This is a genomic window from Pseudooceanicola marinus (assembly GCF_002786295.1).
Lineage (GTDB): Bacteria > Pseudomonadota > Alphaproteobacteria > Rhodobacterales > Rhodobacteraceae > Pseudooceanicola > Pseudooceanicola marinus.
This window is the reverse complement of the sequence record NZ_PGTC01000010.1, coordinates 134,339-154,976: the sequence shown is the minus strand read 5'-3', so window position 1 is coordinate 154,976 and position 20,638 is coordinate 134,339. Positions and strand designations below refer to the sequence as shown.

The following is a 20,638-nucleotide window of genomic DNA, read 5'->3' as shown; positions in this document are numbered from 1 at the left end:
GCGTCAGCCGTTCGACAAGTCCCGCGCCCAGGGCGGGCCGCCGGGCAGGTCTTTCTCCCGGCGGGCCTGCAGCCAGTTCGCCCCCAGCAGGAGGACGACCAGGACAAAGCCCGCCCCCTCGACCATCAGATCCGGCCAGAACAGGGCCACGACCCCGGGCAGGAGCAGCACGCGCATCCAGAGCGCCATCGGACGCCACAGGAACCCTTCGAGCACCGCGGCAAAGGCCACGAGCCCGAGGATCGCCAGCGCGCCGCCCCAGATCACCAGCGGCAGGGGGCCGCCGACGATGATCTCTTCGTTGAACACCATGAACAGCGGGATCAGGTAGAGGCCCTTGGCGTATTTCCATGCCTGAACGCTTGTCTCCATCGGCTTCGATCCGGCAATCGCGGCGCCGGCGAACCCGGCGAGGGCCACGGGCGGCGTCACGTTGCTGTCCTGGGAATACCAGAACACGACCAGATGCGCGATCAGCAGCGGGATGCCGAATTCCTCGGTCAGCGCCGGCCCCACAAGGATGATCAGCACGATGTAGGCCGCCGTCACCGGCAGGCCCATGCCCAGCACCAGGCTAGCCAGCAGGACGAGGATCAGCGCCAGAACGATGTTGCCACCAGAGAAGGCGATCATCATGGCCGAGAATTTCAGCCCCAGGCCGGTCAGCCCCACGACCCCCACGATGATCCCCGCCACGGCACAGGCGACGGAGACGGCGACCGCATTGCGCGCGCCGAGATCCAGCGCCTCGAAGGTAACCATGATGCCACGCTTGAGCATTGCGGCGAAGCCCGACGCGGTCGGCCCGGAGACCACGAAGGTCCAGAGCGCCCGCGCCGAGGCAGCCGCGATGATCGACAGGATCGCATAGAAGCCCACCCGCATCGGCGAATAGCCCGCCACCAGCAGGGCGACCAGCACGACGAGCGGCAACAGGAAATGCCAGCCTTCGGCCAGGACCTTGCGGGTGTGGGGCAGATCCTCGGCGGACAGGCCCTTCATGCCCTGCTTCACCGCCGCGATATGCACCAGCAGGTAGACCGCGCCGAAATACAGCACCGCCGGGAAGATCGAGATCAGGACGATCTCGACATAGGGTACACGGGTAAACTCGCTCATCAGGAAGGCGCCGGCCCCCATCAAAGGCGGCATGATCTGCCCGCCGGTCGAGGCGGCGGCCTCGATCCCGCCCGCCTGGGCCGGCCGGTAGCCCAGCTTCTTCATCAGCGGGATGGTGAAGGCCCCGGTCGTCACCACGTTGGCGATGGCGGACCCGGAGATCGAGCCCATGCCCGCGCTGGCGATCACCGCGGCCTTGGCCGGGCCGCCACGCTGCTTGCCGGCGGCGGCATAGGCCAGGTCGATGAAGAACTTGCCCGCGCCGGTCACTTCGAGGAAGGCGCCGAACAGCACGAAGATGAAGACGAAGGTGGCCGCAACGCCCAGGGGAATGCCGAAGATCCCTTCGGCCCCGAGGGTCATCTGGCTGGCGAGGCGATCCAGCGAATAGCCGCGGTGGTTCAGGATGCCGGGCATCCAGTCGGCCAGGAAGGGCAGTTCGCCCCGGTTGCCGGCGAAGGCATAGCAGATGAAGACGACCCCGATCACGGTCATGCCAAGGCCGACGGCGCGCCGGGCGGCCTCCAGCACGACGATGACAGTCGCGACGCCCATGACGATGTCAGTGGTACGGGGGAAGATCTGGTTGGCGATGATGTCGATGTTCATCGGCACCCAGGCCCCGGCGCCGATGCTCATCACGATCAGGATGCCGTCGATGACCCAGCCGGTCACGCCCCGCGGCCGATGGCGCCCGAAGGCCGGGTAGATCAGGAAACACAGAACCAGGACGAAACCCAGGTGAATGGGGCGCTGGAAGAACAGCCCCAGAGGCTGCACACCGGCGGTGTAGAGCTGAAAGAGCGACAGGGCGATCCCGATCACCGTGATGGCCCGCACGACCATCTTCGGCTGTTCAATCGGCAAAAGGGTGTCGTCAGTGGTCGAACTCATTGGCCCTCATTCCTTTCCAGAGCGATCCGCACCCTTTGATGCGTCGCGACCGCCGACAGGGAGACAATCGCATCTCCGACCTGAAGGCGGTGGTTTACGGGACCCGCACCGGGACGCAGAATATAGGCGTCGCCCGGGACGGGCTCATTGATGTCGAGAATGAAATAGCCGCCCTGCCCGTCCGAGACCTGCCGCCCGCGACCGGGGATATGGTCCAGTCCGGCCGCGAAGTCAGGCAGATGCGCGTGAACCAGGACCATGTGGCCTGCCTGGTTCTGGTAGCAGTCGGACACCGGAAACCCCTGAACCGAATGGTTCCAGAGCACGCACCACTCCTGCCCCTCGGCAACATCGAAGCGGGCGAACTCTGTGCCGTCTTCAAGTGTGGCGGTCAGCGCCTCCGCCCCCACCGGGACCGGCAGCAGCAGAAGAATGAGGAGAGGGAGTGCTGTCACTCCCCCTCCCCGGATCGTCCCGATCATGGACGCAGTTTGTCCGGAACGGTGGAACCGATCTCTTCGTAGTAGCGGATGGCGCCGGGGTGCAGCGGCACCGGGGTGGCCGACAGGGCGAATTCAACGGTCGTCTCACGCGCCGCCGGGTGCACGGCGCGCAGATCCTCGATGTTCTCGTACATCGCCTTGGTGATGGCATAGGCCACGTCATCGGACATCTCGGAGGAGACCGTCAGCACGTTCGGGATCCCCAGCACGGTGATGTCCTCGTCGACGCCGTTGTAGGTGCCGCCCGCAAGGGTGGTCTTGGCGAAGGTGTCGTGCTGCGCCATGGCGGCATCCAGCTCGGCCTCGGTCAGCGCGATGATCGTGATGTCCTGCGTCGTCGCCAGGTTCAGGATCGACGAGGTCGGCGCGCCCACGGACCAGAACCCAACGTCGATATCGCCGTTGGCGAGCGCGTCGGCGGTCTCATTGAAGTTCAGGCGCTGTTCTTCGATGTCATCATAGCTGATGCCGTTGGCTTCGAGGATCGCGTTGGTGTTCACTTCGGTGCCGGAGCCCGGTGCGCCGACGGAAACGCGCTTGCCGGGCAGATCCGCAAGCGAGGTCACGCCAGAGCCTTCGAGGGCCACGATCTGCACCATGTTGGCGTAGAGCGAGCCCAGGCCACGGATCATCGACAGCTCCTGGCCTTCAAAGCGGCCGGTGCCGGAATAGGCCTGCGCCACGGTGTCGGCCAGGCCGATGGCCAGGTCCGCGTCGCCCAGGGCGATCAGGCCCATGTTCTCGACCGACGCGCCGGTGACCTCGGCGGTCGCGGCGTAGCCCTCGATGTGGTTGTTGATGATTTCCGCCAGGCCACCGCCCATCGGATAGTAGACGCCGCCGGTGCCACCGGTCGCGATGGAGAGCTGGGTTTGCGCCATTGCCGGCGCGCCAAAGCCGATCGCCGCCGCACAGGCAGCGCCCAGCAGGCCAAAGGTCCGGCGGTTTACAGAATTACTCATGGTCGTCCTCCCTTGTCGGGCTTTTCGCCCAAGATTGTCCCGACTCCTCTTCGAGATGGCGGAAGCCTCGCGCATTTGGGGGTCGGACGTCAGCCATAATCTGACAAAAAACGCGAAGTTTCGTGGCAGGACACCGCCAGCTGCGGGGCGAAAATCCGCCAGACCCCGCCAGACGGCCGGGCAGAGAGCCGCCTATCCGGGGCCTGATCCGGCGACCCCCGGGGCCTCCTCCAACCGGACCGGGGCCTGCCCGGGCGACGTCCGTCCCCCGGGGATCACATGTGGCTGCGCGCGCAGCGAAGGGCGCTCAGACGCTGCGGATCATGCCACCGTCGCAGCGCATCATGCTGCCCGTCACGTAGCTGGCCGGGTCGCTGCACAGGAAGGCGCCGACCGCGCCAAACTCCTCGACCGTGCCGTAGCGCCCGGCGGGGATGGACGCCCGCGAGGCCGCGCGGACCTCTTCCACGGGTTTGCCCTGCCTTTCCGCCGCCGCGCCGTCCAGCTGATCGACGCGAGCCGTGTGGATCCGCCCCGGCAACAGCATGTTGCAGGTCACCCCTTCGCCGGCGACCTCGGTCGCCAGGGTCTTGTTCCAGCCCACCAGGGCGCCGCGCAGCGTGTTGGACAGCGACAGGTTGGGGATCGGCTGTTCCACCCCGGAGGAGGCGATGGTCAGCACCCGCCCCCAGCCCTGGGCGCACATGCCCGGCAGCAGCAGGCCGGTCAGCTCGATCACCGAGGCCACCATGGCCTGCGCCTGGGTCAGCAGGTCGGCGGCGGTGATCTCCCGCGCCGGGCCGGGCTTCGGGCCGCCGGTGTTGTTCACCAGGATGTCCACCCCGCCGAACCGCTCCTGCACCTCGGCCGCCAGGCAGGTGGCGAAATCAGGGGCGGACAGGTCGACCGTCAGCCAGTCGGCCTGCCCCGCGCCACGCGCGTTGATCGTCGCCGCCGCCTCGGCCAGGGCCGTCTCGTCCCGGCCCGTCAGCATCACGCGCCCCCCTTCAGCGGCCAGCGCCTCGGCCACGCCCAGCCCAAGGCCGCGCGACGAGGCCAGCACCAGCGCGTGGCGGTTCTTCAAACCCAGATCCATCTCATCTCTCCTTCAGCCGGATCTCGGTCCGGCGCATCAGTCGTTCCAGTTCCTCGATGTCCCGCGCCCCCAGACGGGGCCCGGGCGCGCGGGTCGCGGCGCAGGCAATGGCGCCGCGCCGCATCAGGATGTGCTTGCGCAGGGCCAGCCCCCACCCCGGCTGTTGCTCATGACGCAGGATCGGCAGGTAACGGTCGAAAAGATCCTCGGCCGCCTCGACCTGCCCTGCCGCGTGCAGGGCGACGGACTGCACCAGCGCCTCGGGATAGGCGAAGCCGGTCATCGCCCCGTCCGCGCCCCGGGCCAGTTCCTGCGGCAGGTACAGCCCGCCATTGCCGCACAGGATCGACAGACGGGCCACCGCCGGATCCGCCTCGTGGTCGCGCAGTGCCGAGATCTTGGTCAGCCCCGGCCAGTCTTCGTGCTTTAGCATGACCATCTGCGGCAGGTCCTGCGACAGCCGCCGGATCAGCGCGGGCGACACCGCCACCCCGGTCGACAGCGGAAAGTCCTGGTAGACCAGTGGCACGTCGGCCCCCAGACCCTGCGCCACGGCGTGAAAATACCCCTCGATCCGATCCTCCCGCGCCGGGCCACGCGTTGGCGCCACCATGACGCCCGCCGCGCCCCGCTCCATCGCGTAGCGCCCGAGGGCGCAGAGGCTGGCCAGGCCCGGATCCGACACGCCCACGACGACGGGCAGGTCGGTGCGCGCCAGAACGCGATCGACGACCTGATGCCGCTCCTCCGGGCTCAGTTTGTCGGCCTCTCCCATCATGCCGAGGATGGTGATCCCGGTGACGCCGTGGCCCTCGTAGAAGGCGACCAGCCGATCCAGACTGTCGAAATCTACGGCCCCGCTCTCGGTGAAAGGAGTGGCCGCGATGATGTAGACCCCGTGGGTCCGACGGGTAAGCAGCGCGCCCATCGGTCAGTTCGCGAAGATGCCGGAGGTGTCGGCGAAGCCCTTGATCTCGATCGGGTTGCCGGAGGGGTCGAAGAAGAACATCGTGCGCTGTTCGCCCGGTTCCCCGGCAAAACGGACCACGGGCGGGATGTCGAAGGCGACGCCCTTTTCCTCCAGCCGGGCAGCCAGCGCCTTCCAGTCGTCCAGGCCCAGCACGGCACCCATGTGCGGCATCATCACCATGTGCTCACCCACCTTGCCGGTGCGCGTCGTCTCGAAGGGCTTGCCCAGGTGCAGGGACAGCTGGTGGCCGAAGAAATCGAAATCGACCCAGGTTTCGGTCGAGCGCCCTTCGGCGCAGCCCAGGACGTCGCCGTAGAAACGGCGGGTTTCGTCCAGGTCGGTGACATGCAGGGCGAGGTGGAAAACTGATTTCATGGGGAAGGCTCCGGGTTTGGTCTTGTCTTGGGGTAACCAATCATCAGAGAAAGGAAAAACGAATTTCTTTTCACCCGAGCGAAAGAAAAACTGTTGGACACGCGATTTCTGGAAAGCCTGCTGGCGGTGATCGACCATGGCTCGATCGCTGCGGCGGCGCAGACTCAGGCCCTGACACCGGCGGCCGTCAGCCAGAGGATCCAGGTGCTGGAGCGAGAGCTGGGTCGGACCCTGCTGGAGCGCAAGGCCAATGCCTCCGGCCCCTCTGCGGCCTGTCGCGACCTGCTGCCGGCCATGCGGCGCCTCGTGCAGCAGGCCCAGAACCTGCGCCGTGCCGCCGATCCCGGGCTGGCTCGCGGCGTGTTCCGGCTGGGGGCAATTTCCACGATGCTGACCGCAGAGATCCCCAAGCTGCTGCCGGAGCTGCGCGACAGCGCGCCGGGACTGGAGCTTCAGATCACGCCCGGCACCTCGGTCGCGCTCTACGAGGCGGTGCGGGCGGGCGAATTGCACGCGGCGCTGATCGTGACACCGCCCTTTCCCCTGCCCTTCGGCCTGCAACAGCATCCGCTGCGCCGCGAGCCGCTACGCCTGCTGCTGCCCGAAGGCCACCCGGCCCGGACCGCCGAAGCGGCCTTCGACGACCTTCCACTGATCGCCTACGATCCCGAAAGCTGGGGCGGCCAGATCGCGGCCCGCTACCTCGCCGATCACGGGGTCACGCCGCAGGTGCTCTGCGCCCTCGACAGCCTGGAGGTCATCTCGGACCTGGTTGCCAGCGGCATCGGGGCCGCGCTGGTGCCCGACTGGGCCGGGCTGCAGGGGGCGCACCCCCTGCCCGATGGCGCCGCCTACCAACGCCACCTCGTGCTGCTGACACCGGCCACGCCCGAGAGGGCGGCCGCACAGCAGGCGATCCTGCGGTCCTTGCTCAGTAGCCGTCCCGACGGCTGACCAGGTGCAGGAAGGGCTGGCCCGCCTCGCCCCGACAGATGTTCTCGGCGATCACCCGAGCAGCGGTCTCGGCCCGCACCAGCGAGGCCACATGCGGGCTGACGGTGACCTTGGGATGGGCGCGGAACGGGTGATCCTCGGGCAGCGGCTCGATGCGGAAGGTGTCCAGCGTCGCATGGCCCAGGTGCCCGTCGTCCAGCGCCGCGATCAGCGCGGCGTCGTCGATCACCGCCCCCCGCCCCGGGTTGATGACCACGGCCCCGGGGGCCAGGCGCGCCAGGGTCTCGGCGTTCAGCAGGTTTTCCGTCTGCGGCGTGGTCGGCAACAGGCAGACGACGATCGCCGTGCCGGCCAGCACGGCCTCCAGCCCCTCGGCCCCGGCGTGACAGGTCACCCCGTCGAGGGTCTTCGGCCGCCGGCTCCAGCCATGGACGTCGAAATTCAGCGAAGACAGAGCCCGGGCGCAGGCACCGCCCAATTCCCCCAGGCCCAGCACCGCCACCCGGCGCTGCCGCGCCAGCCGGGGCGCGACCTGGTTCCAGCCAGAGGACGACAGGATGTAACGGTCCATGCCCACATGATGACGCAGCACATGGGCCACCACGTATTCCACCATCCCCTCGCGCTGCCCCGGATCGACCATGCGGGCCAGGGGCAATGTCAGCGTCGGGTTCCGCAGCACCCGGTCGACACCGGCCCAGATCGACAGGGCCGCCCTGGCCCGCACGAACCCCGAGAAGTCGGTAATCAGATCATTGGGCGCGAAAACGAGGTAGTCCACCTCCGCCGGATCCATCTCCCGGCGGATCACCGTGGGCAGCTGCGCCTCCGCCAGCGCGGCGGTGAGGACGGGGAAGAAGGAGTCGTAGAAGACGTCCGGGGCGGAAAACAGAACTTGAACCGTGCGGTCAGGCGACATGCGGGCGCTCCTGGGGCTTGCGTCATCAACGCCTTTTCCATCGCGACAGGGGATTCTCAAAATCCTCCCCGAGCCGAAGATCCGAAATCCACGGCCAGAGCCCCGTTTCAGGCCCTCAAGCTGACCAAGATGAGAGCGAAACGCCCAAATTTTCTCCAGCACCGACTTGCGGGACAGGCCACGATAGGACGGCGCACGGGGACAATGCGCCCGCGCCGTACAGTCGAAGGCGAGAGTTTTTAATCAACCTTATCAGACTTTTGACAGCGGCCCCGGTGGCGACGGCAACCTATCCGAAACCGGATAGTATAATTTGAGATTATACATTTAATCGCTAGATAATCCCATTTTATCTGGCCTCCTGTCCCTCGCCGCCCCGAGTTTGGCGGCACAGCGCACTCGACGATGCGCGATCCAACAGGAGACCCACCTTGACCTTCAAACTCGCATCCCTTGGCCTTGCCGCCGCCCTGCTGACCTCCACCGCCGCCCTCGCCGAGGGAGAGCCCCCCGCGGAAGTCGCGCCGATCAAGGCCGACGGCTACCAGGCCGGCATCGACGGCACCTTCGCTCCCCATGCCTTCCCCTCCCTCGACGGTGGCATCCAGGGCTTCAACGTCGACCTCGCCGCGGCCATGGCCGAGAAACTGGGCGTCGACATCGAGATCGTCCCCGGCCAGTACACCGGCCTGTTCCCCGCCCTGCATTCGGGCACCTTCGACTATATCGCAGCGCCGACCACGGTGACCGAGGAACGGTCCAAGACCATGCTCTTCACCGAAGGGTTCATGGCAACCAACTTCGGCTTCGCCACCCTGACCGGCTCGGACATCGACAGCGTCGAGGACCTGCAGGGCAAGACCGTCACCGCCAACAAGGGCTCTCTCTACGAGACCTGGCTGACGGAACGCGCGGAGGAAATGGACCTGACCGTGCTGACCTTCGGCACCCAGGCCGATGCCTTCGAGGCCGTCACCTCGGGCCGGGCCGACGCCAGCATGGCCGGCATGACCGTGACCGCCTGGGCCGGACAGCAGAACCCGCGCCTGGAATTCGCGTTCCAGATCGACACCGGCCTCAGCTGGTCCCTGCCCTTCCGTCGTGACGACTACGCCACGCGCAACCTCTTCGACTCGGTCCTGGAATGCCTGAAGACCGACGGCACCATGGCCGCCCTGTCGGAGAAGTGGTTCGGCCTGACCCCCGAAGAGGGCGAACTGATCGTCACCCCCGACGCTGGCTACGGCACCCCGGGCTTCGAAGGGTACCAGCCCGACGAACATGAGGTGACCTGCACCTTCGAATGATCCCGGTCATTCCTTCCCCGGGCCGGGGCAATTCCCGGCCCGCCAACTTCTTCCCCAGGTTCCCACATGACGGCAGCACAGCCCCTCCCCACGCTTGAAATCACCGCGCTGGAAAAGCGCTTTGGCGAGACGCAGGTGCTGCGCTCGATCGACCTGAATGTCCGGAACGGCGAGCTGGTCTTCGTGATCGGCCCCTCGGGGTCGGGCAAATCCACCATGCTGCGCTGCTGCAACCGCCTGGAGGAACCGACCTCTGGTGCGATTCATGTCAGCGGCAAGCCCATGCTGGGCATCCCCCGCAAGGAGCTGGACCGGATGCGCCTGCAGGTCGGCATGGTGTTCCAGGGCTTCTTTCTCTACCCGCACCTCACGGCGCTGAAGAACGTGACGCTGGCGCAGCGCAAGGCGCTGAAACGCCCCCGCGCCGAGGCCGAGGCCCGCGCGCTGGAGATGCTCGACAAGGTGGGGCTGAAGCACAAGGCCGACGCCATGCCCAGCGAGCTGTCGGGCGGCCAGCAACAGCGGGTGGCCATCGCACGCGCCCTGGCGCTGGACCCCAAGGTGATGCTCTTCGATGAACCCACCTCGGCGCTGGACCCGGAACTGGTCGGCTCGGTCCTGAAGGTCATGCGCGACCTGCGCGAAGGCGGCATGACGATGATCGTGGTCAGCCACGAGATGCAGTTCGCCCGCGAAGCCGCGGATCGCGTCGTCTTCATGGACGGCGGCGTGATCGTCGAGGAAGGCCCCCCGGAGGAGATTTTCGGCAACCCGAAGTCCGACCGGCTGAAGGCCTTCCTGTCGCGCGTCTCGGGCGAGGCGGCCTGATGGATTTCTTCAACGCCTTCCTCAACCCTGAGATCATCGCGCGCTACCTGCCGGCGCTGATACGCGCGGTCTGGGTGACCCTTTGGATCTCGGTCCTGGTGGTGATCTCGGGCCTGGCGCTTGGCGCGTTGCTGGCAGGGCTGCGGGCCTATCAGAAACGCTGGCTCAGCTGGCCCATCGTTCTGTTCGCCGACCTGATGCGCGCCCTGCCGCCGCTGGTCCTGATGCTGGTGCTGTTCTTCGGCCTGCCCTCGGTTGGGATTATCCTGGCCGACTGGTTCGTCCTCTACCTGATCCTGACGCTGGTGCTTGCCGCCTTCGTCGAGGAGATCTTCTGGGCCACCATGACCTCGCTGCCGCGCGGCCAGTGGGAAGCGGGCGCGGCCACGGGCCTGTCCTTCCTGCAGGTGCTGCTGCACGTAATCTTCCCGCAATCGCTGCGGATGAACATCCCGCCGCTGGTGAACCGCTCGCTGACGATCTCCAAGATGACGGCCTATGGCTCGGTCATCGGGGTGAAGGAAATCGTCTCGGTGGCGGGATCGGCCCAGGCCTTCTCCGGCTCGGCCACGCCGCTGACCATGGCCGCGCTGGCCTACCTTATCATCTTCTATCCGGCGATGCTGCTTTCGCGCTACATCGAGAACCGGTTCCACTACGAACACTGAGGGACCGGCATGGACACCATCATCGACGCCTTCTTCAACATCGACATCATGCGCCAGGCCACACCCCTGCTGCTGAAAGGGGCCTGGGTGACGCTGCAACTCTGTGCGGTGGTCATCCTGCTGGGGCTCTTCGGCGGCCTGGGACTGGCGCTTCTGGCCTCGTCCGGGTCCGCGGCTCTCCGGCTGCCGGCCTTCGTCTTCATCGACATCTTCCGGGCCATTCCGCCGCTGATCCTGCTGATCCTGATCTATGCCGGCCTGCCCTTCGTCGGCGTCCGTGTGCCCCCCTTCGTCGCGGTCTGCATCGCCTTCCTGCTGAACAACTCGGCCTATTTCGCCGAGATCTTCCGGTCCGGCATCAAGGCGATCCCCAAGGGGCAGATGGAGGCGGCGCGGGCGACCGGGCTCAGCCCCGCCCAGGCGCAGACCTGGGTCATCCTGCCCCAGGCCATCCGCAACGTGCTGCCGGACCTGCTGTCCAACGTGGTGGAGATCGTCAAGCTGACCTCGATCGCCTCGGTCGTGTCGCTGTCCGAGCTTCTCTACAGCGCCAACATGGCCCGTGCGGTGACCTACAATTCCTCGCCCCTGGTGATGGCCGCCGGCCTCTACCTCCTCCTCCTCTGGCCGCTCGTTCGCGTCATCTCGCGCTTCCAGCGCGGCCTTTCGATCAGCCATTGACCTATAAGAAGAGAGCGTAACGATGACACGCATGATCCTGGCCGCAGCACAGATGGGCGGCATCCAGAAGGACGAGAGCCGCGAAGAGGTGGTGGCGCGGATGCTGGCGCTGATGGAGAAGGCCCACGCCGCGGGCGCGGGCTTCATCGCCTATCCCGAGATGTGCCTGACCACCTTCTTCCCGCGCTTCTACGTCGAGGACCGCGCCGAGTTCGACCACTGGTTTGAAACCGAAATGCCCGGCCCCGCCACCCAGCCGCTGTTCGACGCCGCGAAGGCCTATGGCATGGGCATGACCTTCGGCTATTGCGAGCTGACGCCGGAAGGGCAGCATTTCAACACCGCGATCATCGTCTCTCCGCAGGGCGAGATCGTGCTGAAATACCGCAAGACCCACCTGCCCGGCCATGCCGAATACGAGCCCGAGCGCAGCCACCAGCACCTGGAGAAGCGCTATTTCCTGCCCGGCAATACCGGCTTCAACGTCGTGCGCAGCCAGGGCGCGATCATGGGGCTGGCGATCTGCAACGACCGCCGCTGGCCGGAAAGCTGGCGCGAGTTGGGCCTGCAGGGGGTCGAACTGGTCTGCATCGGCTACAACACTCCCAGCCAGAACAACCTGTCGAAGGACGAAGGGCTGGAGAAGCGGCTTTACCACCACGAGCTGTCGGTCTGTGCCGGGGCCTACCAGAACTCCACCTACGCCATGGCCGTGGCCAAGTGCGGCATGGAGGATGGCAATCACATGATCGGCGGCACGATCATCGTCGACCCCGACGGCTTCGTCATCGCCCGTGCCGAGACCGAGGGCGACGAGGTGATCACCGCCGAGGCCGATTTCGCCAAATGCGCCTTCGGCAAGTCCACCGTGTTCAACTTTGCAGCTCACCGCCGGATCGAGCACTATGGCCGCATCGCCACCCAGACGGGCGTCAAGCTGCCGGAGTGACCCAATGACATTCGATTGCGTAATCCACGGCGGCCAGATCGCCACGACCGAAGGTGTCAGCACCGGCGACATCGGCATCAAGGACGGCAAGATCGCCGCCATGGCGGAAACCATCGCGGGCGGCGACCGGCGCATCGACGCGAGCGGGCGCATCGTCGTGCCCGGCGGGATAGAGACCCACGCCCATATCGCGCAGGAAAGCTCTTCCGGCGTGATGACGGCGGATGACTACCTGTCGGGCTCGATCTCGGCGGCCTTCGGCGGCAATTCCTCCTTCATCCCTTTCGCGGCACAGCAGCGCGGCGAAAACGTGGATGACGTGCTGGCCACCTACGACGCGCGCGGCGCGCGGTCCGTCATCGACTATTCCTACCACCTCATCATCTCGGACCCGCGCCCCGAGGTGCTGGCGGATCAGCTGCCCCGCACCTTCGCGCGCGGCATCACCAGTTTCAAGGTCTTCATGACCTATGACCTGATGAACATCGGCGATGGCGGGATGCTGGACATCCTGACGGTGGCGCGACAGCACGGCGCCATCACCATGGTCCATGCCGAGAACAACGATATGGTCAAATGGATGAACCGCCAGCTGGCTGACCGGGGCCTGACAGCGCCGAAATACCATGCCATCTCGCGCCCCGAGCTGGCCGAGCAGGAGGCGATCAACCGCGCCGTGCAGTTGGCAAAGCTCGCCGATGCGGCGCTCTTCGTCGTCCATGTCTCGACCGAAGGCGGGGCCGAGATCATCCGGCGCGAGCAGTTCAACGGCGCCAAGCTCTTTGCCGAGACCTGCCCGCAGTATCTGTCACTGACCCGCGACGACCTGGACCGGCCCGGCATGGAGGGGGCGAAATACATCTGTTCCCCGCCCCTGCGCGACACGGCCACGCAAGAGGCGCTGTGGCATCACATCCGCATGGGCACCTTCGTCGGCGTGCATTCCGACCATGCCCCCTACCGCGCGGATAAGACCGGCAAGTTCCTGAACGGGTCCGACGTGCCCTACCCCAAGATCGCCAACGGCATGCCCGGCATTGCCCTGCGCCTGCCCTGGCTCTTCTCCGAAGGGGTCGTGGCGGGGCGCATCACGCTGGAACAGTTCGTCGCGCTGTCGTCCACCAACACCGCCAAGGTCTTCGGCTGCACCAGCAAGGGCCGTCTGGCGCCCGGCATGGACGCCGACATCGCAATCTGGGACCCCGAGGCGCGCTATGCCATCACGCTGGAGGATCAGCAAGACAACATGGACTACACGCCCCTGGAGGGCCGCACCCTGACCGGCCGCCCCGAGACGGTGCTGACCCGGGGCGAGGTGATCGTGGACAAGGGCGCGCTGAAGGCCAGCGAGGGCCAGGGCCGGTTCTTCGGCCGCGCCCCCGTCGATCTGCGCGCCCGGCCCGGTGCGCCGGTGAAGGAATTCGACCCGGCTCAGAACTTCGGCACGGAGCTGCGCGGATGACCGACATCCTGCTGATCAATCCCAATTCCTCGGCCACCGTGACCCGCGGCATGGACCAGACGGCCCGTGCCATGCTGCCGCCGGGGCTGTCGCTCACCTCTCTCGACCTGTCCGACAGCCCGGCGACCATCGCCAGCGATGAAGATGTCGCCCGCGCCGGGTTGGGGGTGCTGGAGCTGGCCCGCGCCACGCCCGCGCGCGCGGTGATCACCGGCTGTTTCTCCGACCCCGGCCTGGACCTCCTGCGCGCCATGCCGGACGGCCCCGTCGCCATCGGCTGCCAGGAGGCGGCGTTGCTGTCGGCCCTGGCCCGCGCCGACCGTTTCGGCGTGATTGCCCTCGGCCCGGCCTCGATCCCGCGCCACAGGCGCAAGATGCGGATGATGGGCATCGAGGGACGACTGGCCGGAGAGCTGCACCTCTCGGGCTGCTCGGCCGAGGCACCGATGCGCGACCCCGAGGCCTACGCCCTGATCCGCACCCGCGCCGAGGAGCTGGGCGCCATGGGGGCCGGCGCCATCGTTCTGGGCTGTGCCGGCATGGCCCTGATCCGTGCCCGGCTGGAAGCGGAAACCGGCCTCGCCGTGATCGACCCGGTCTCCGCCGCCGTTGCCCAGGCCGTTGCGGCGTTGCAGGGCGATCCGGCCTTCACCTTCGACACGGCCAGCGCATGACCAAAGGCCCCGAGAACCTGCCCGAGACCTCCATGCGCCTGCTGGAGATCTTCGCCGCTATGATGGGCCAACGCACCACGGTGGCCACGGCAGAGAGCCTCGGGATCTCGCAGCCCGCCGTCTCAGCCGGGCTGCGCCAGCTGGAGGCGCAACTGGGGCTGACCCTGTTCGAACGCACCGGCCGCCACCTGGAACCGACGCTGGAGGCCCGCAACCTCTACGAGGAGATCCGCCCCCTGTTCGGCATCGTGCGCAGCTTCGCCATGCGCGCCCGCGATCTGCGCAACGGGCGCGTCGGGCGGCTGCGGGTCATCGCCACGCCGCCGCCGGGCTATTCGGTGATCCCGCAGGCGATGCGCGGCTTCCTCGACACCCGCCCCGATGTCACCGTCAGCTTCGACGTGCGCCGGTTGGACAACGTGTTGCACGCGGTTCAGACTGGCCAGGCGGATGTGGGCATCGGCCTCGCCTCGGCCCGTATCCCCAACGTGAACACCGAGGAGCTGAGGCCGGGCCAGATGGTCGCCCTGCTGCCCCGCGATCACCCCCTGGCCCGCCATGAGATGATCGAGGTCGCCGCCCTGACCGGCGAGCGTTTCATCGGCATCGACCAGGAAAGCTATCTTGGCCGGATGGTCGCTCAGGCCTTCGAAGAGGCCCATGTCACCTATCACCCGCAGTTGGAAACCCGGTATTGCCAGACCGCCGCATCGCTGGCCGCCAGCGGCATGGGGGTCTGCATCGTCGATCCCTGGTCGGCCCAGCCCTACCTGGAGGGCCCGGCCAGCGTCGGGGGCCTGGTGGCCCGTCCCCTGGCCCAGCCCTGCCCGGTGCGCTGCATGATGTTCACCCGGCGCGGGGTGCCCCATTCGGGCCTGTTGCAGGTCTTCATGGAGGAGATGCGCCGCGCCACCGCCGCGCTGGACATACCGGGCCTTTCCGCCACGCGCGCCGCCGCTGCCACGAAGGACCGCTGAGGTGACCCGCTCCATCGCCATCACCGGCGGCGCCGGTTTCGTGGGCCTGGCCCTGGCCGAGGCGCTTCGCCTGCGCGGGGACAGCGTGACCCTGCTGGACCTCGCACCGCCCGATCCGCAGCTCTTTGCCCGGACGGAACTGGCGGGCACCCGATATCTGCCCTGCGATATCCTGGATGAGGCCCCGCTGCGGCACAGCCTGGCCGAAAGCGGGGCCGACCTGGTCGTCCATGCTGCCGCCATCACCCCCAACGGGGAGACCAGCCAAACCCAAGCCCTGACCATCGCCGAGGTCAACGTCACCGGCGCGCTGCGCCTCTTGGCCGCGGCGCAGGCCACGGGGGTCCGCGATGTCGTCCTGCTGTCCTCGGTCTCGGTCTACGGCGCCCTAGGCGGCGGCGCGGCGGATCTGCGTGAGGACGCGCCCGCCACGCCCGACACGCTTTATGGCGAGACCAAGCTGGCGGCGGAAATGCTCTGTGCCCGGATCGCGCCGACGCTGGGGCTGCGCCTGGCCACCCTGCGCCTCGGGCCACTCTTCGGTCCCTGGGAAAGCCTGCGCGAGGCCCGCCCCGACCTGTCGCCCCATGCGCAACTGCGGCAGCTATCCGCGCACGGCACGCCGGTGCGCCTGGCGCATGAGATGCGCGGCGACTGGATCTATTCCCGCGATGCCGCCGCGATGATCGCTGCCGTCACCTCCCGGATGGAAGCGGCAGCAGGCGGGTGTTTCAACATTGCCGGCGGCGCGCCCTTCGCCCTGACCGACTGGGCCCGCGCCATGGGCCTGCCGGCCCCGACCCTCACCCCCGACACCCCCGACATCGCCCCCCGCGCCGATCCGCGCCGCGGCCCGATGTCCGCCGCCGCCACCGCCGCGCTGACCGGCATCAACGGCGGCCGTTCGATGACCGAGGCCGTGGCCGACGAGACGGCTTGGCTGGCAAGCTGGCAGGAGACCCGCACATGACCACCCCGCCCCCCGGCCCCCTCAGCGGCCAAAGCGCGCTTGTCACCGGCGCCTCCTCCGGCATTGGACGCGCCATCGCCCTGCGCCTGGCCCGGGCCGGTGCGACGGTCTGGGCCACCGATGTCACCGAAGAGGTCGTGGAGGGTGGCCCGCCGGTGGCCGTGCCCCTGGCCGAGATCTCGCCCGCCTCGCGCTTCGCGCCACTGGACGTACGCGACCATGCCGCCTGCGCCGAGTTGTGCCAGCGGATCGCGACCGAGCATGGCCGCCTCGACCTGGTGGTGCCCTCGGCCATGACGCCCGGGCGCGGCAGCCTGGCGCAAACCACGCCGGAGGACTGGCGGCGCGTCATGTCGGTCAATGTCGACGGGGTCTACAACGTGCTGTCCGGCGGCCTGGCCCGGATGCTGTCGCAAGAGCCCGTCGACGAGGTGCGCGGGCGCATCGTCATCATCGGCTCGCAGCATGGCATGGTCGCCTCGCCCGGCGGCTTCTCCTACGGAGTCTCCAAGGCCGCGGTCCTGCAGATGATGCGCCAGATCGCCGTCGAACACGCGCACGAAGGGATCATCTGCAACGCGGTGTCCCCCGGCAAGATCCTGACCGGCAAGAGCGGACCCGCCGTCGCCCCGGAGATGATCGCCTATTCCGAGGCGCGCACCCCGCTGCCACGCCTGGGCACCCCTGGCGATGTTGCCCAGGCCGTCCTGTTCCTGGCTGATCCGGCGACCACCTTCGTGACCGGGCACAACCTTCTGGTCGATGGGGGCTGGATGGCCGGCTGAGCCAGGCCCATCTGTCCCGGGCAGGTTCAGGAGACGCTGTTGTTCGGTATCCGGCAGGTGAGGCATCACGACAGCCACCGGGCGACCGCGAAGCGCATCCGGTGGCGGATGCGCTTCATGGGATTGAGGCCGATACACCAGATGCCCAACAGGAGCAGGCCGGCGACGGGGCACAAGACCGGTCCCTACCTGCCACGAGGTCTGCGGGTGGAGCGCCGGGACTCCGCAGGCGCAGCTGGTCGAGGCGAACAAGCCCAAACGCATCAGGGGCGTGACGCCTCAGGCGGTCGCCCGGATGGAAAAGGAGCTTGCCCGACTTCAGGAAGGGATCACCCAGATCCAGGACACCTACGGCCAGGACCATCTTCAGTTGACTGTGCTCCGCAGCTACGTCGCCAAGCTCCTCGGGAATGCGCGCGTGGTTCGGCATCTGATGCAGACGCGCCCGGAGTTCCTGTCGGAGTTTCAGACCATTGCCGAGATGGACACGATCATACCGGCCGAGGTTGAATAACCAGCCGATCCAACGGGGACCCGGCCCCGACAGGCGCGGGGACCGCGGGAGAGGCCGGACTGTGGACCGGATCGAGCACGGCAGTGGGGTTGGCGGCGCTCCCTCTCGGGACATTGCGTCCAGCGGTTGGGCAGATGCTCAATGACAGCGCGCGCTGAGCAGGGTTGCAGAGCAAGGTGTTGTTCTGGAAAGGTTGGCTACCGAATGTGCCCGACCTCCACGTCGCCACCTGAAGTGTCCAGCCCCGTGGTCCCAGCAAGTCCTTGGCTCCTGAAATGTCTGATCCCAAGCAGAACAAGAACGGTACCCAGAGCATCGACCGGGCCTTCGACATCCTCGATGCAATCGCCAGATGCTCGCCGTCGGGCATCTCCCTCAAGCAGATCTGCGACAGCACGCAAATCGCCAAGCCTACGGTCCATCGCATCTTGGGCACCATGCTGGAACGCGGCATCGTCGAGCGACAGCCGGACCTGAAATATCACGTCGGGCGCGAGTTGACCCTGCTTGGCCTCTCCTCCGAACTCCGCCGTTTCCGAGAGCTGGCCTCGCCCGAATTAAGCAGATTGAGTGAGGCGGTCGGCGATGCGGTGTTCCTGTCCGTCCGCAGCGGCCTGGACACCGTCTGCGCCGACCGGCGCATCGGCAGCTATCCCATCCAGGTACTCTCCATCGAGATCGGATCGCGACGCCCGCTCGGCATCAGCGCCAACAGCGTTGCGATGCTTTCCTGCGTTTTCCCGGCCCAGGCAGATGAAGTTCTGGCGCAGAATGAGGAGCGCCTGCGAACCTATGGCGTGCCCATGGCGACCCTGAAAACCAGAGTCCGGGAGGCGCGGCGGCGGGGCTACACCGTGCTGCCCCGCGCCATCACCCAAGGCACCAGCGCCATCGCCTTCCCGATCAAGGACGTGCTGGGCCGGCCAGTCGCCGCGCTCAGCACCATCGCGATTTCCTCGCGCCAGCGCGCTCCGCGAGCCGACGAACTGGTGGACCTGCTCGGTCAGTCGGCCGAACAGATCTCAAATGCCATCACTCTTGGACGCTCGAAGTCAGACGGCGCCTGAAGGACAGCACCATGGGCGTCAGAAGCGCCACCAGCACCAGGGCCAGGCAAATGACTGACACCGGTGAGGACAGGAAGGCGGTGAAATCGCCGTTGCTGATGAACAGAGTGCGGCGGAAGTTCTCCTCCACCAGCGGCCCCAGGATGTAGCCCAGCAGAATTGGTGCCACCGGATAGCGGAAGAGGGTCATCACGAATCCCAGGATACCGAAAGCCACCGCCACCATGACGTCGAAGACGTTGCTGTTCACGCTGTAGACACCGACGCAGATCAGGAAGATGATCAGCGGATAGAGGACCTGACGCGGCACATTCAGGATCTTCACCCAGACCCCGATCATCGGCAGCGTCAGAAGCACCAGGATCAGGTTGCCCACGGAGAAACTGGCGACGAGGCCCCAGAACATCTCCGGCTGCTGGGAAATCAGGTTTGGCCCTGGCACGATCCCGTGGATGATCATCGCCCCCAGCATGAAAGCCATGACCGCATCGCCGGGAATGCCGATGCAAAGCGTCGGGATGAAGGCCGCCTGCACGGAGGCATTGTTGGCGGCCTCCGGTGCCGCGACGCCTTCCACGGCGCCGGTGCCGAATTTCTCCGGCGTGCGCGAGATCCGCTTTTCCGTCGCGTAGGCGACGAAGGCGGCGATGGCCGGTCCGGTGCCTGGCAGCGCGCCGATCCAGGACCCGAGAAGCGAGCCCCGGATCGCAGGGAAGACCGATTGGCGCGCTTCCTTCCGGCTCGGCAACATTTCCCGCAGGCGGAAACCCTTGCTGGGCGGCTGTGGTGCAGAGGGAGCGGCCAGGTTGCTGAGGACCTCGCCGATCCCGAACAGACCCATGGCCATGGCCACCAGGTTGATCCCGTCCGTCAGCTCCAGCTGTCCCAGGGTGAACCGGTAGACCCCCGAGGTGACATCAGTTCCGACCATGCCGAAGATCAGGCCCAACACCATCATCGCCAGCCCCTTCACGGCGGATCCGGGAGAGGCGGTCGACGCAGCGACGAGCCCCAGCAGCATCACCGCGAAGTACTCCGGCGCCCCGAAGGTCAGCGCGAACTTTGCCAGAGGCACGGCAAAGGCCACCAGCAGGATGATCCCGACCATGCCGCCGAAATAGGAACTGAGCGTGACAATGAAGAGGGCCTGCCCGGCCCGACCCTGGCGCGCCATCGGGTTGCCATCCAAGCAGGTGGCAGCCGCCGAGGGTGTGCCCGGGATGTTCAGCAGGATCGACGAGGTCGAACTGCCGTATTGCGCGCCGTAGAAGATGCCCGACAGCAGGATGAGCCCATGCACCGGTTCCATGTAGTAGGTCAGCGGCAGGCAGAGCGAGATCGCGGCCAGCGCTCCGATCCCCGGCAGCACGCCCACGAAGGTGCCAAGGACCACACCACCGAGACAGATGACGATGGCCTGCCAGGTCAACGCGACCTGGAAGCCGAGAGCGAGATCATGCAGGACGTTCAAAACCAGTCCCCGATAAGATTGAAGGTCAGGCCGAAGCCAAGAATGAAGACGAGATAGCCGACCGCGGTCAGGATCAGGCTCAGGAGGACAGCGCGCTTCAGGTTGAGATGCTCTTCCGCCACCGAACACATCAGGATCAGCGCCATCGTAGCCACAAGAAGGCCCGCACCCTCGATCAGCAGTGCCCAGATGATGACCCCGGGCAGGTAGAAAAAGGCGGGCGCAAGGCGCCGCGACACCGGGTCCTGCGTCCCGGCCTCGCGCATGGCGAGGGCGGCAAGGATCATCAACCCGATGCCCAGCCCCATCGGGAAGGCACCGGGGCCGATGTCGTTCAGGCGGCCCAGCCCGTAGCTCCAACCGTAGATGGTGCTGACACAACCGATCCCGAACAGAAAGAGGCCGAAGATCAACTCGGGCAAGCGGCCGATCCGGTGATAGGTCTGATGCATGGTTCCCCCCTGTGCACGAGCGGCAGCCTCCTCTGCCGCCG

Annotated in this window: 21 protein-coding genes and 1 pseudogene; 13 read left to right on the top strand and 9 right to left on the bottom strand. The window is 67.1% G+C overall.

All coding sequences use genetic code 11. The features are described 5' to 3' along the window. Nucleotides 1-3: 3 nt before the first annotated feature. From CVM50_RS05070 to CVM50_RS05045, 6 genes are all read right to left on the bottom strand, one after another. Entirely contained in the window at nucleotides 4-2,013 is a 2,010-nt protein-coding gene (locus tag CVM50_RS05070) for a TRAP transporter permease (RefSeq protein ID WP_085887691.1), read from the bottom strand. Then, nucleotides 2,010-2,495, bottom strand: a complete 486-nt coding sequence (locus CVM50_RS05065) for a DUF1850 domain-containing protein (RefSeq protein WP_085887692.1) — start codon at nucleotides 2,493-2,495, stop codon at nucleotides 2,010-2,012. The genes CVM50_RS05070 and CVM50_RS05065 overlap by 4 nt, the downstream gene beginning before the upstream one ends. Then, entirely contained in the window at nucleotides 2,492-3,478 is a 987-nt protein-coding gene (locus CVM50_RS05060) for a TAXI family TRAP transporter solute-binding subunit (protein WP_085887693.1), read from the bottom strand. Before CVM50_RS05060 ends, CVM50_RS05065 begins: the two co-directional genes overlap by 4 nt. A gap of 307 nt (nucleotides 3,479-3,785) precedes the next feature. Beyond that, a complete protein-coding gene (locus tag CVM50_RS05055) occupies nucleotides 3,786-4,574 on the bottom strand; it encodes an SDR family oxidoreductase (protein ID WP_085887694.1) in 789 nt (262 codons plus the stop codon). Between the two features lies 1 nt (nucleotide 4,575). Next, a complete protein-coding gene (locus CVM50_RS05050) occupies nucleotides 4,576-5,502 on the bottom strand; it encodes a dihydrodipicolinate synthase family protein (RefSeq protein WP_085887695.1) in 927 nt (308 codons plus the stop codon). Between the two features lie 3 nt (nucleotides 5,503-5,505). After that, complete coding sequence (locus tag CVM50_RS05045; protein ID WP_085887696.1) at nucleotides 5,506-5,919, bottom strand: VOC family protein; 414 nt, start codon at nucleotides 5,917-5,919, stop codon at nucleotides 5,506-5,508. Between the two features lie 93 nt (nucleotides 5,920-6,012). On the opposite strand from CVM50_RS05045, the gene CVM50_RS05040 reads away from it, so the two are divergent. Next, nucleotides 6,013-6,873, top strand: coding sequence for a LysR substrate-binding domain-containing protein (locus CVM50_RS05040; protein WP_085887697.1), 861 nt, complete (start codon nucleotides 6,013-6,015; stop codon nucleotides 6,871-6,873). Here CVM50_RS05040 and CVM50_RS05035 read toward each other — a convergent pair. Further along, nucleotides 6,851-7,792: a 2-hydroxyacid dehydrogenase gene (locus tag CVM50_RS05035; protein WP_085887698.1), complete on the bottom strand. Its 942-nt coding sequence runs from the start codon at nucleotides 7,790-7,792 to the stop codon at nucleotides 6,851-6,853. The genes CVM50_RS05040 and CVM50_RS05035 overlap by 23 nt on opposite strands. A gap of 431 nt (nucleotides 7,793-8,223) precedes the next feature. On the opposite strand from CVM50_RS05035, the gene CVM50_RS05030 reads away from it, so the two are divergent. The 12 genes and pseudogenes from CVM50_RS05030 (at nucleotide 8,224) to CVM50_RS04975 (ending at nucleotide 18,674) form a co-directional block, all read left to right on the top strand. Next, nucleotides 8,224-9,099, top strand: coding sequence for a transporter substrate-binding domain-containing protein (locus tag CVM50_RS05030; protein WP_085887699.1), 876 nt, complete (start codon nucleotides 8,224-8,226; stop codon nucleotides 9,097-9,099). 66 nt (nucleotides 9,100-9,165) lie between these two features. Beyond that, nucleotides 9,166-9,927 carry an amino acid ABC transporter ATP-binding protein gene (locus tag CVM50_RS05025; protein WP_085887700.1) on the top strand — a complete coding sequence of 254 codons (762 nt, stop codon included), beginning with the start codon at nucleotides 9,166-9,168 and terminating at the stop codon, nucleotides 9,925-9,927. Then, nucleotides 9,927-10,595, top strand: a complete 669-nt coding sequence (locus tag CVM50_RS05020) for an amino acid ABC transporter permease (protein WP_085887701.1) — start codon at nucleotides 9,927-9,929, stop codon at nucleotides 10,593-10,595. The genes CVM50_RS05025 and CVM50_RS05020 overlap by 1 nt, the downstream gene beginning before the upstream one ends. 9 nt (nucleotides 10,596-10,604) lie before the next feature. Continuing rightward, nucleotides 10,605-11,276, top strand: coding sequence for an amino acid ABC transporter permease (locus tag CVM50_RS05015; protein ID WP_085887702.1), 672 nt, complete (start codon nucleotides 10,605-10,607; stop codon nucleotides 11,274-11,276). Between the two features lie 22 nt (nucleotides 11,277-11,298). Further along, the gene (locus CVM50_RS05010) at nucleotides 11,299-12,225 is read left to right on the top strand and encodes an N-carbamoyl-D-amino-acid hydrolase (RefSeq protein ID WP_085887703.1); all 927 of its coding nucleotides are present in this window, start codon (nucleotides 11,299-11,301) and stop codon (nucleotides 12,223-12,225) included. Nucleotides 12,226-12,229: 4 nt separating this feature from the next. Then, nucleotides 12,230-13,687, top strand: a complete 1,458-nt coding sequence (hydA, locus tag CVM50_RS05005; RefSeq protein WP_085887704.1) for a dihydropyrimidinase — start codon at nucleotides 12,230-12,232, stop codon at nucleotides 13,685-13,687. Continuing rightward, on the top strand, nucleotides 13,684-14,361 hold the full coding sequence (locus CVM50_RS05000) for an aspartate/glutamate racemase family protein (protein WP_085887705.1): 678 nt from the start codon (nucleotides 13,684-13,686) through the stop codon (nucleotides 14,359-14,361). Before hydA ends, CVM50_RS05000 begins: the two co-directional genes overlap by 4 nt. After that, nucleotides 14,358-15,338 carry a LysR family transcriptional regulator gene (locus tag CVM50_RS04995; RefSeq protein ID WP_232618160.1) on the top strand — a complete coding sequence of 327 codons (981 nt, stop codon included), beginning with the start codon at nucleotides 14,358-14,360 and terminating at the stop codon, nucleotides 15,336-15,338. Before CVM50_RS05000 ends, CVM50_RS04995 begins: the two co-directional genes overlap by 4 nt. A gap of 1 nt (nucleotide 15,339) precedes the next feature. Further along, nucleotides 15,340-16,308, top strand: a complete 969-nt coding sequence (locus CVM50_RS04990; protein ID WP_085887706.1) for an NAD-dependent epimerase/dehydratase family protein — start codon at nucleotides 15,340-15,342, stop codon at nucleotides 16,306-16,308. Continuing rightward, entirely contained in the window at nucleotides 16,305-17,093 is a 789-nt protein-coding gene (locus CVM50_RS04985; protein WP_085887707.1) for an SDR family NAD(P)-dependent oxidoreductase, read from the top strand. Before CVM50_RS04990 ends, CVM50_RS04985 begins: the two co-directional genes overlap by 4 nt. A gap of 223 nt (nucleotides 17,094-17,316) precedes the next feature. After that, nucleotides 17,317-17,607, top strand: a pseudogene (locus tag CVM50_RS04980) (plasmid partitioning protein RepB C-terminal domain-containing protein); the annotation flags it as partial. Between the two features lie 275 nt (nucleotides 17,608-17,882). Beyond that, nucleotides 17,883-18,674 carry an IclR family transcriptional regulator gene (locus tag CVM50_RS04975; protein ID WP_085887708.1) on the top strand — a complete coding sequence of 264 codons (792 nt, stop codon included), beginning with the start codon at nucleotides 17,883-17,885 and terminating at the stop codon, nucleotides 18,672-18,674. Here the strand turns inward: CVM50_RS04975 and CVM50_RS04970 are convergent. Together CVM50_RS04970 and CVM50_RS04965 are read right to left on the bottom strand one after the other, a co-directional pair. Continuing rightward, the gene (locus tag CVM50_RS04970) at nucleotides 18,640-20,145 is read right to left on the bottom strand and encodes a tripartite tricarboxylate transporter permease (RefSeq protein WP_085887709.1); all 1,506 of its coding nucleotides are present in this window, start codon (nucleotides 20,143-20,145) and stop codon (nucleotides 18,640-18,642) included. The genes CVM50_RS04975 and CVM50_RS04970 overlap by 35 nt on opposite strands. Further along, a complete protein-coding gene (locus CVM50_RS04965; protein ID WP_085887710.1) occupies nucleotides 20,142-20,597 on the bottom strand; it encodes a tripartite tricarboxylate transporter TctB family protein in 456 nt (151 codons plus the stop codon). The genes CVM50_RS04970 and CVM50_RS04965 overlap by 4 nt, the downstream gene beginning before the upstream one ends. Nucleotides 20,598-20,638: the final 41 nt, after the last annotated feature.

Coding starts and splice junctions, on each gene's coding strand:
- CVM50_RS05070 (WP_085887691.1), bottom strand. CDS start 2,013: ATGAGTTCGACCACTGACGACACCCTTTTGCCGATTGAACAGCCGAAG.
- CVM50_RS05065 (WP_085887692.1), bottom strand. CDS start 2,495: ATGATCGGGACGATCCGGGGAGGGGGAGTGACAGCACTCCCTCTCCTC.
- CVM50_RS05060 (WP_085887693.1), bottom strand. CDS start 3,478: ATGAGTAATTCTGTAAACCGCCGGACCTTTGGCCTGCTGGGCGCTGCC.
- CVM50_RS05055 (WP_085887694.1), bottom strand. CDS start 4,574: ATGGATCTGGGTTTGAAGAACCGCCACGCGCTGGTGCTGGCCTCGTCG.
- CVM50_RS05050 (WP_085887695.1), bottom strand. CDS start 5,502: ATGGGCGCGCTGCTTACCCGTCGGACCCACGGGGTCTACATCATCGCG.
- CVM50_RS05045 (WP_085887696.1), bottom strand. CDS start 5,919: ATGAAATCAGTTTTCCACCTCGCCCTGCATGTCACCGACCTGGACGAA.
- CVM50_RS05035 (WP_085887698.1), bottom strand. CDS start 7,792: ATGTCGCCTGACCGCACGGTTCAAGTTCTGTTTTCCGCCCCGGACGTC.
- CVM50_RS05025 (WP_085887700.1), top strand. CDS start 9,166: ATGACGGCAGCACAGCCCCTCCCCACGCTTGAAATCACCGCGCTGGAA.
- CVM50_RS05020 (WP_085887701.1), top strand. CDS start 9,927: ATGGATTTCTTCAACGCCTTCCTCAACCCTGAGATCATCGCGCGCTAC.
- CVM50_RS05015 (WP_085887702.1), top strand. CDS start 10,605: ATGGACACCATCATCGACGCCTTCTTCAACATCGACATCATGCGCCAG.
- CVM50_RS05010 (WP_085887703.1), top strand. CDS start 11,299: ATGACACGCATGATCCTGGCCGCAGCACAGATGGGCGGCATCCAGAAG.
- hydA (WP_085887704.1), top strand. CDS start 12,230: ATGACATTCGATTGCGTAATCCACGGCGGCCAGATCGCCACGACCGAA.
- CVM50_RS05000 (WP_085887705.1), top strand. CDS start 13,684: ATGACCGACATCCTGCTGATCAATCCCAATTCCTCGGCCACCGTGACC.
- CVM50_RS04995 (WP_232618160.1), top strand. CDS start 14,358: ATGACCAAAGGCCCCGAGAACCTGCCCGAGACCTCCATGCGCCTGCTG.
- CVM50_RS04985 (WP_085887707.1), top strand. CDS start 16,305: ATGACCACCCCGCCCCCCGGCCCCCTCAGCGGCCAAAGCGCGCTTGTC.
- CVM50_RS04975 (WP_085887708.1), top strand. CDS start 17,883: ATGTCTGATCCCAAGCAGAACAAGAACGGTACCCAGAGCATCGACCGG.
- CVM50_RS04965 (WP_085887710.1), bottom strand. CDS start 20,597: ATGCATCAGACCTATCACCGGATCGGCCGCTTGCCCGAGTTGATCTTC.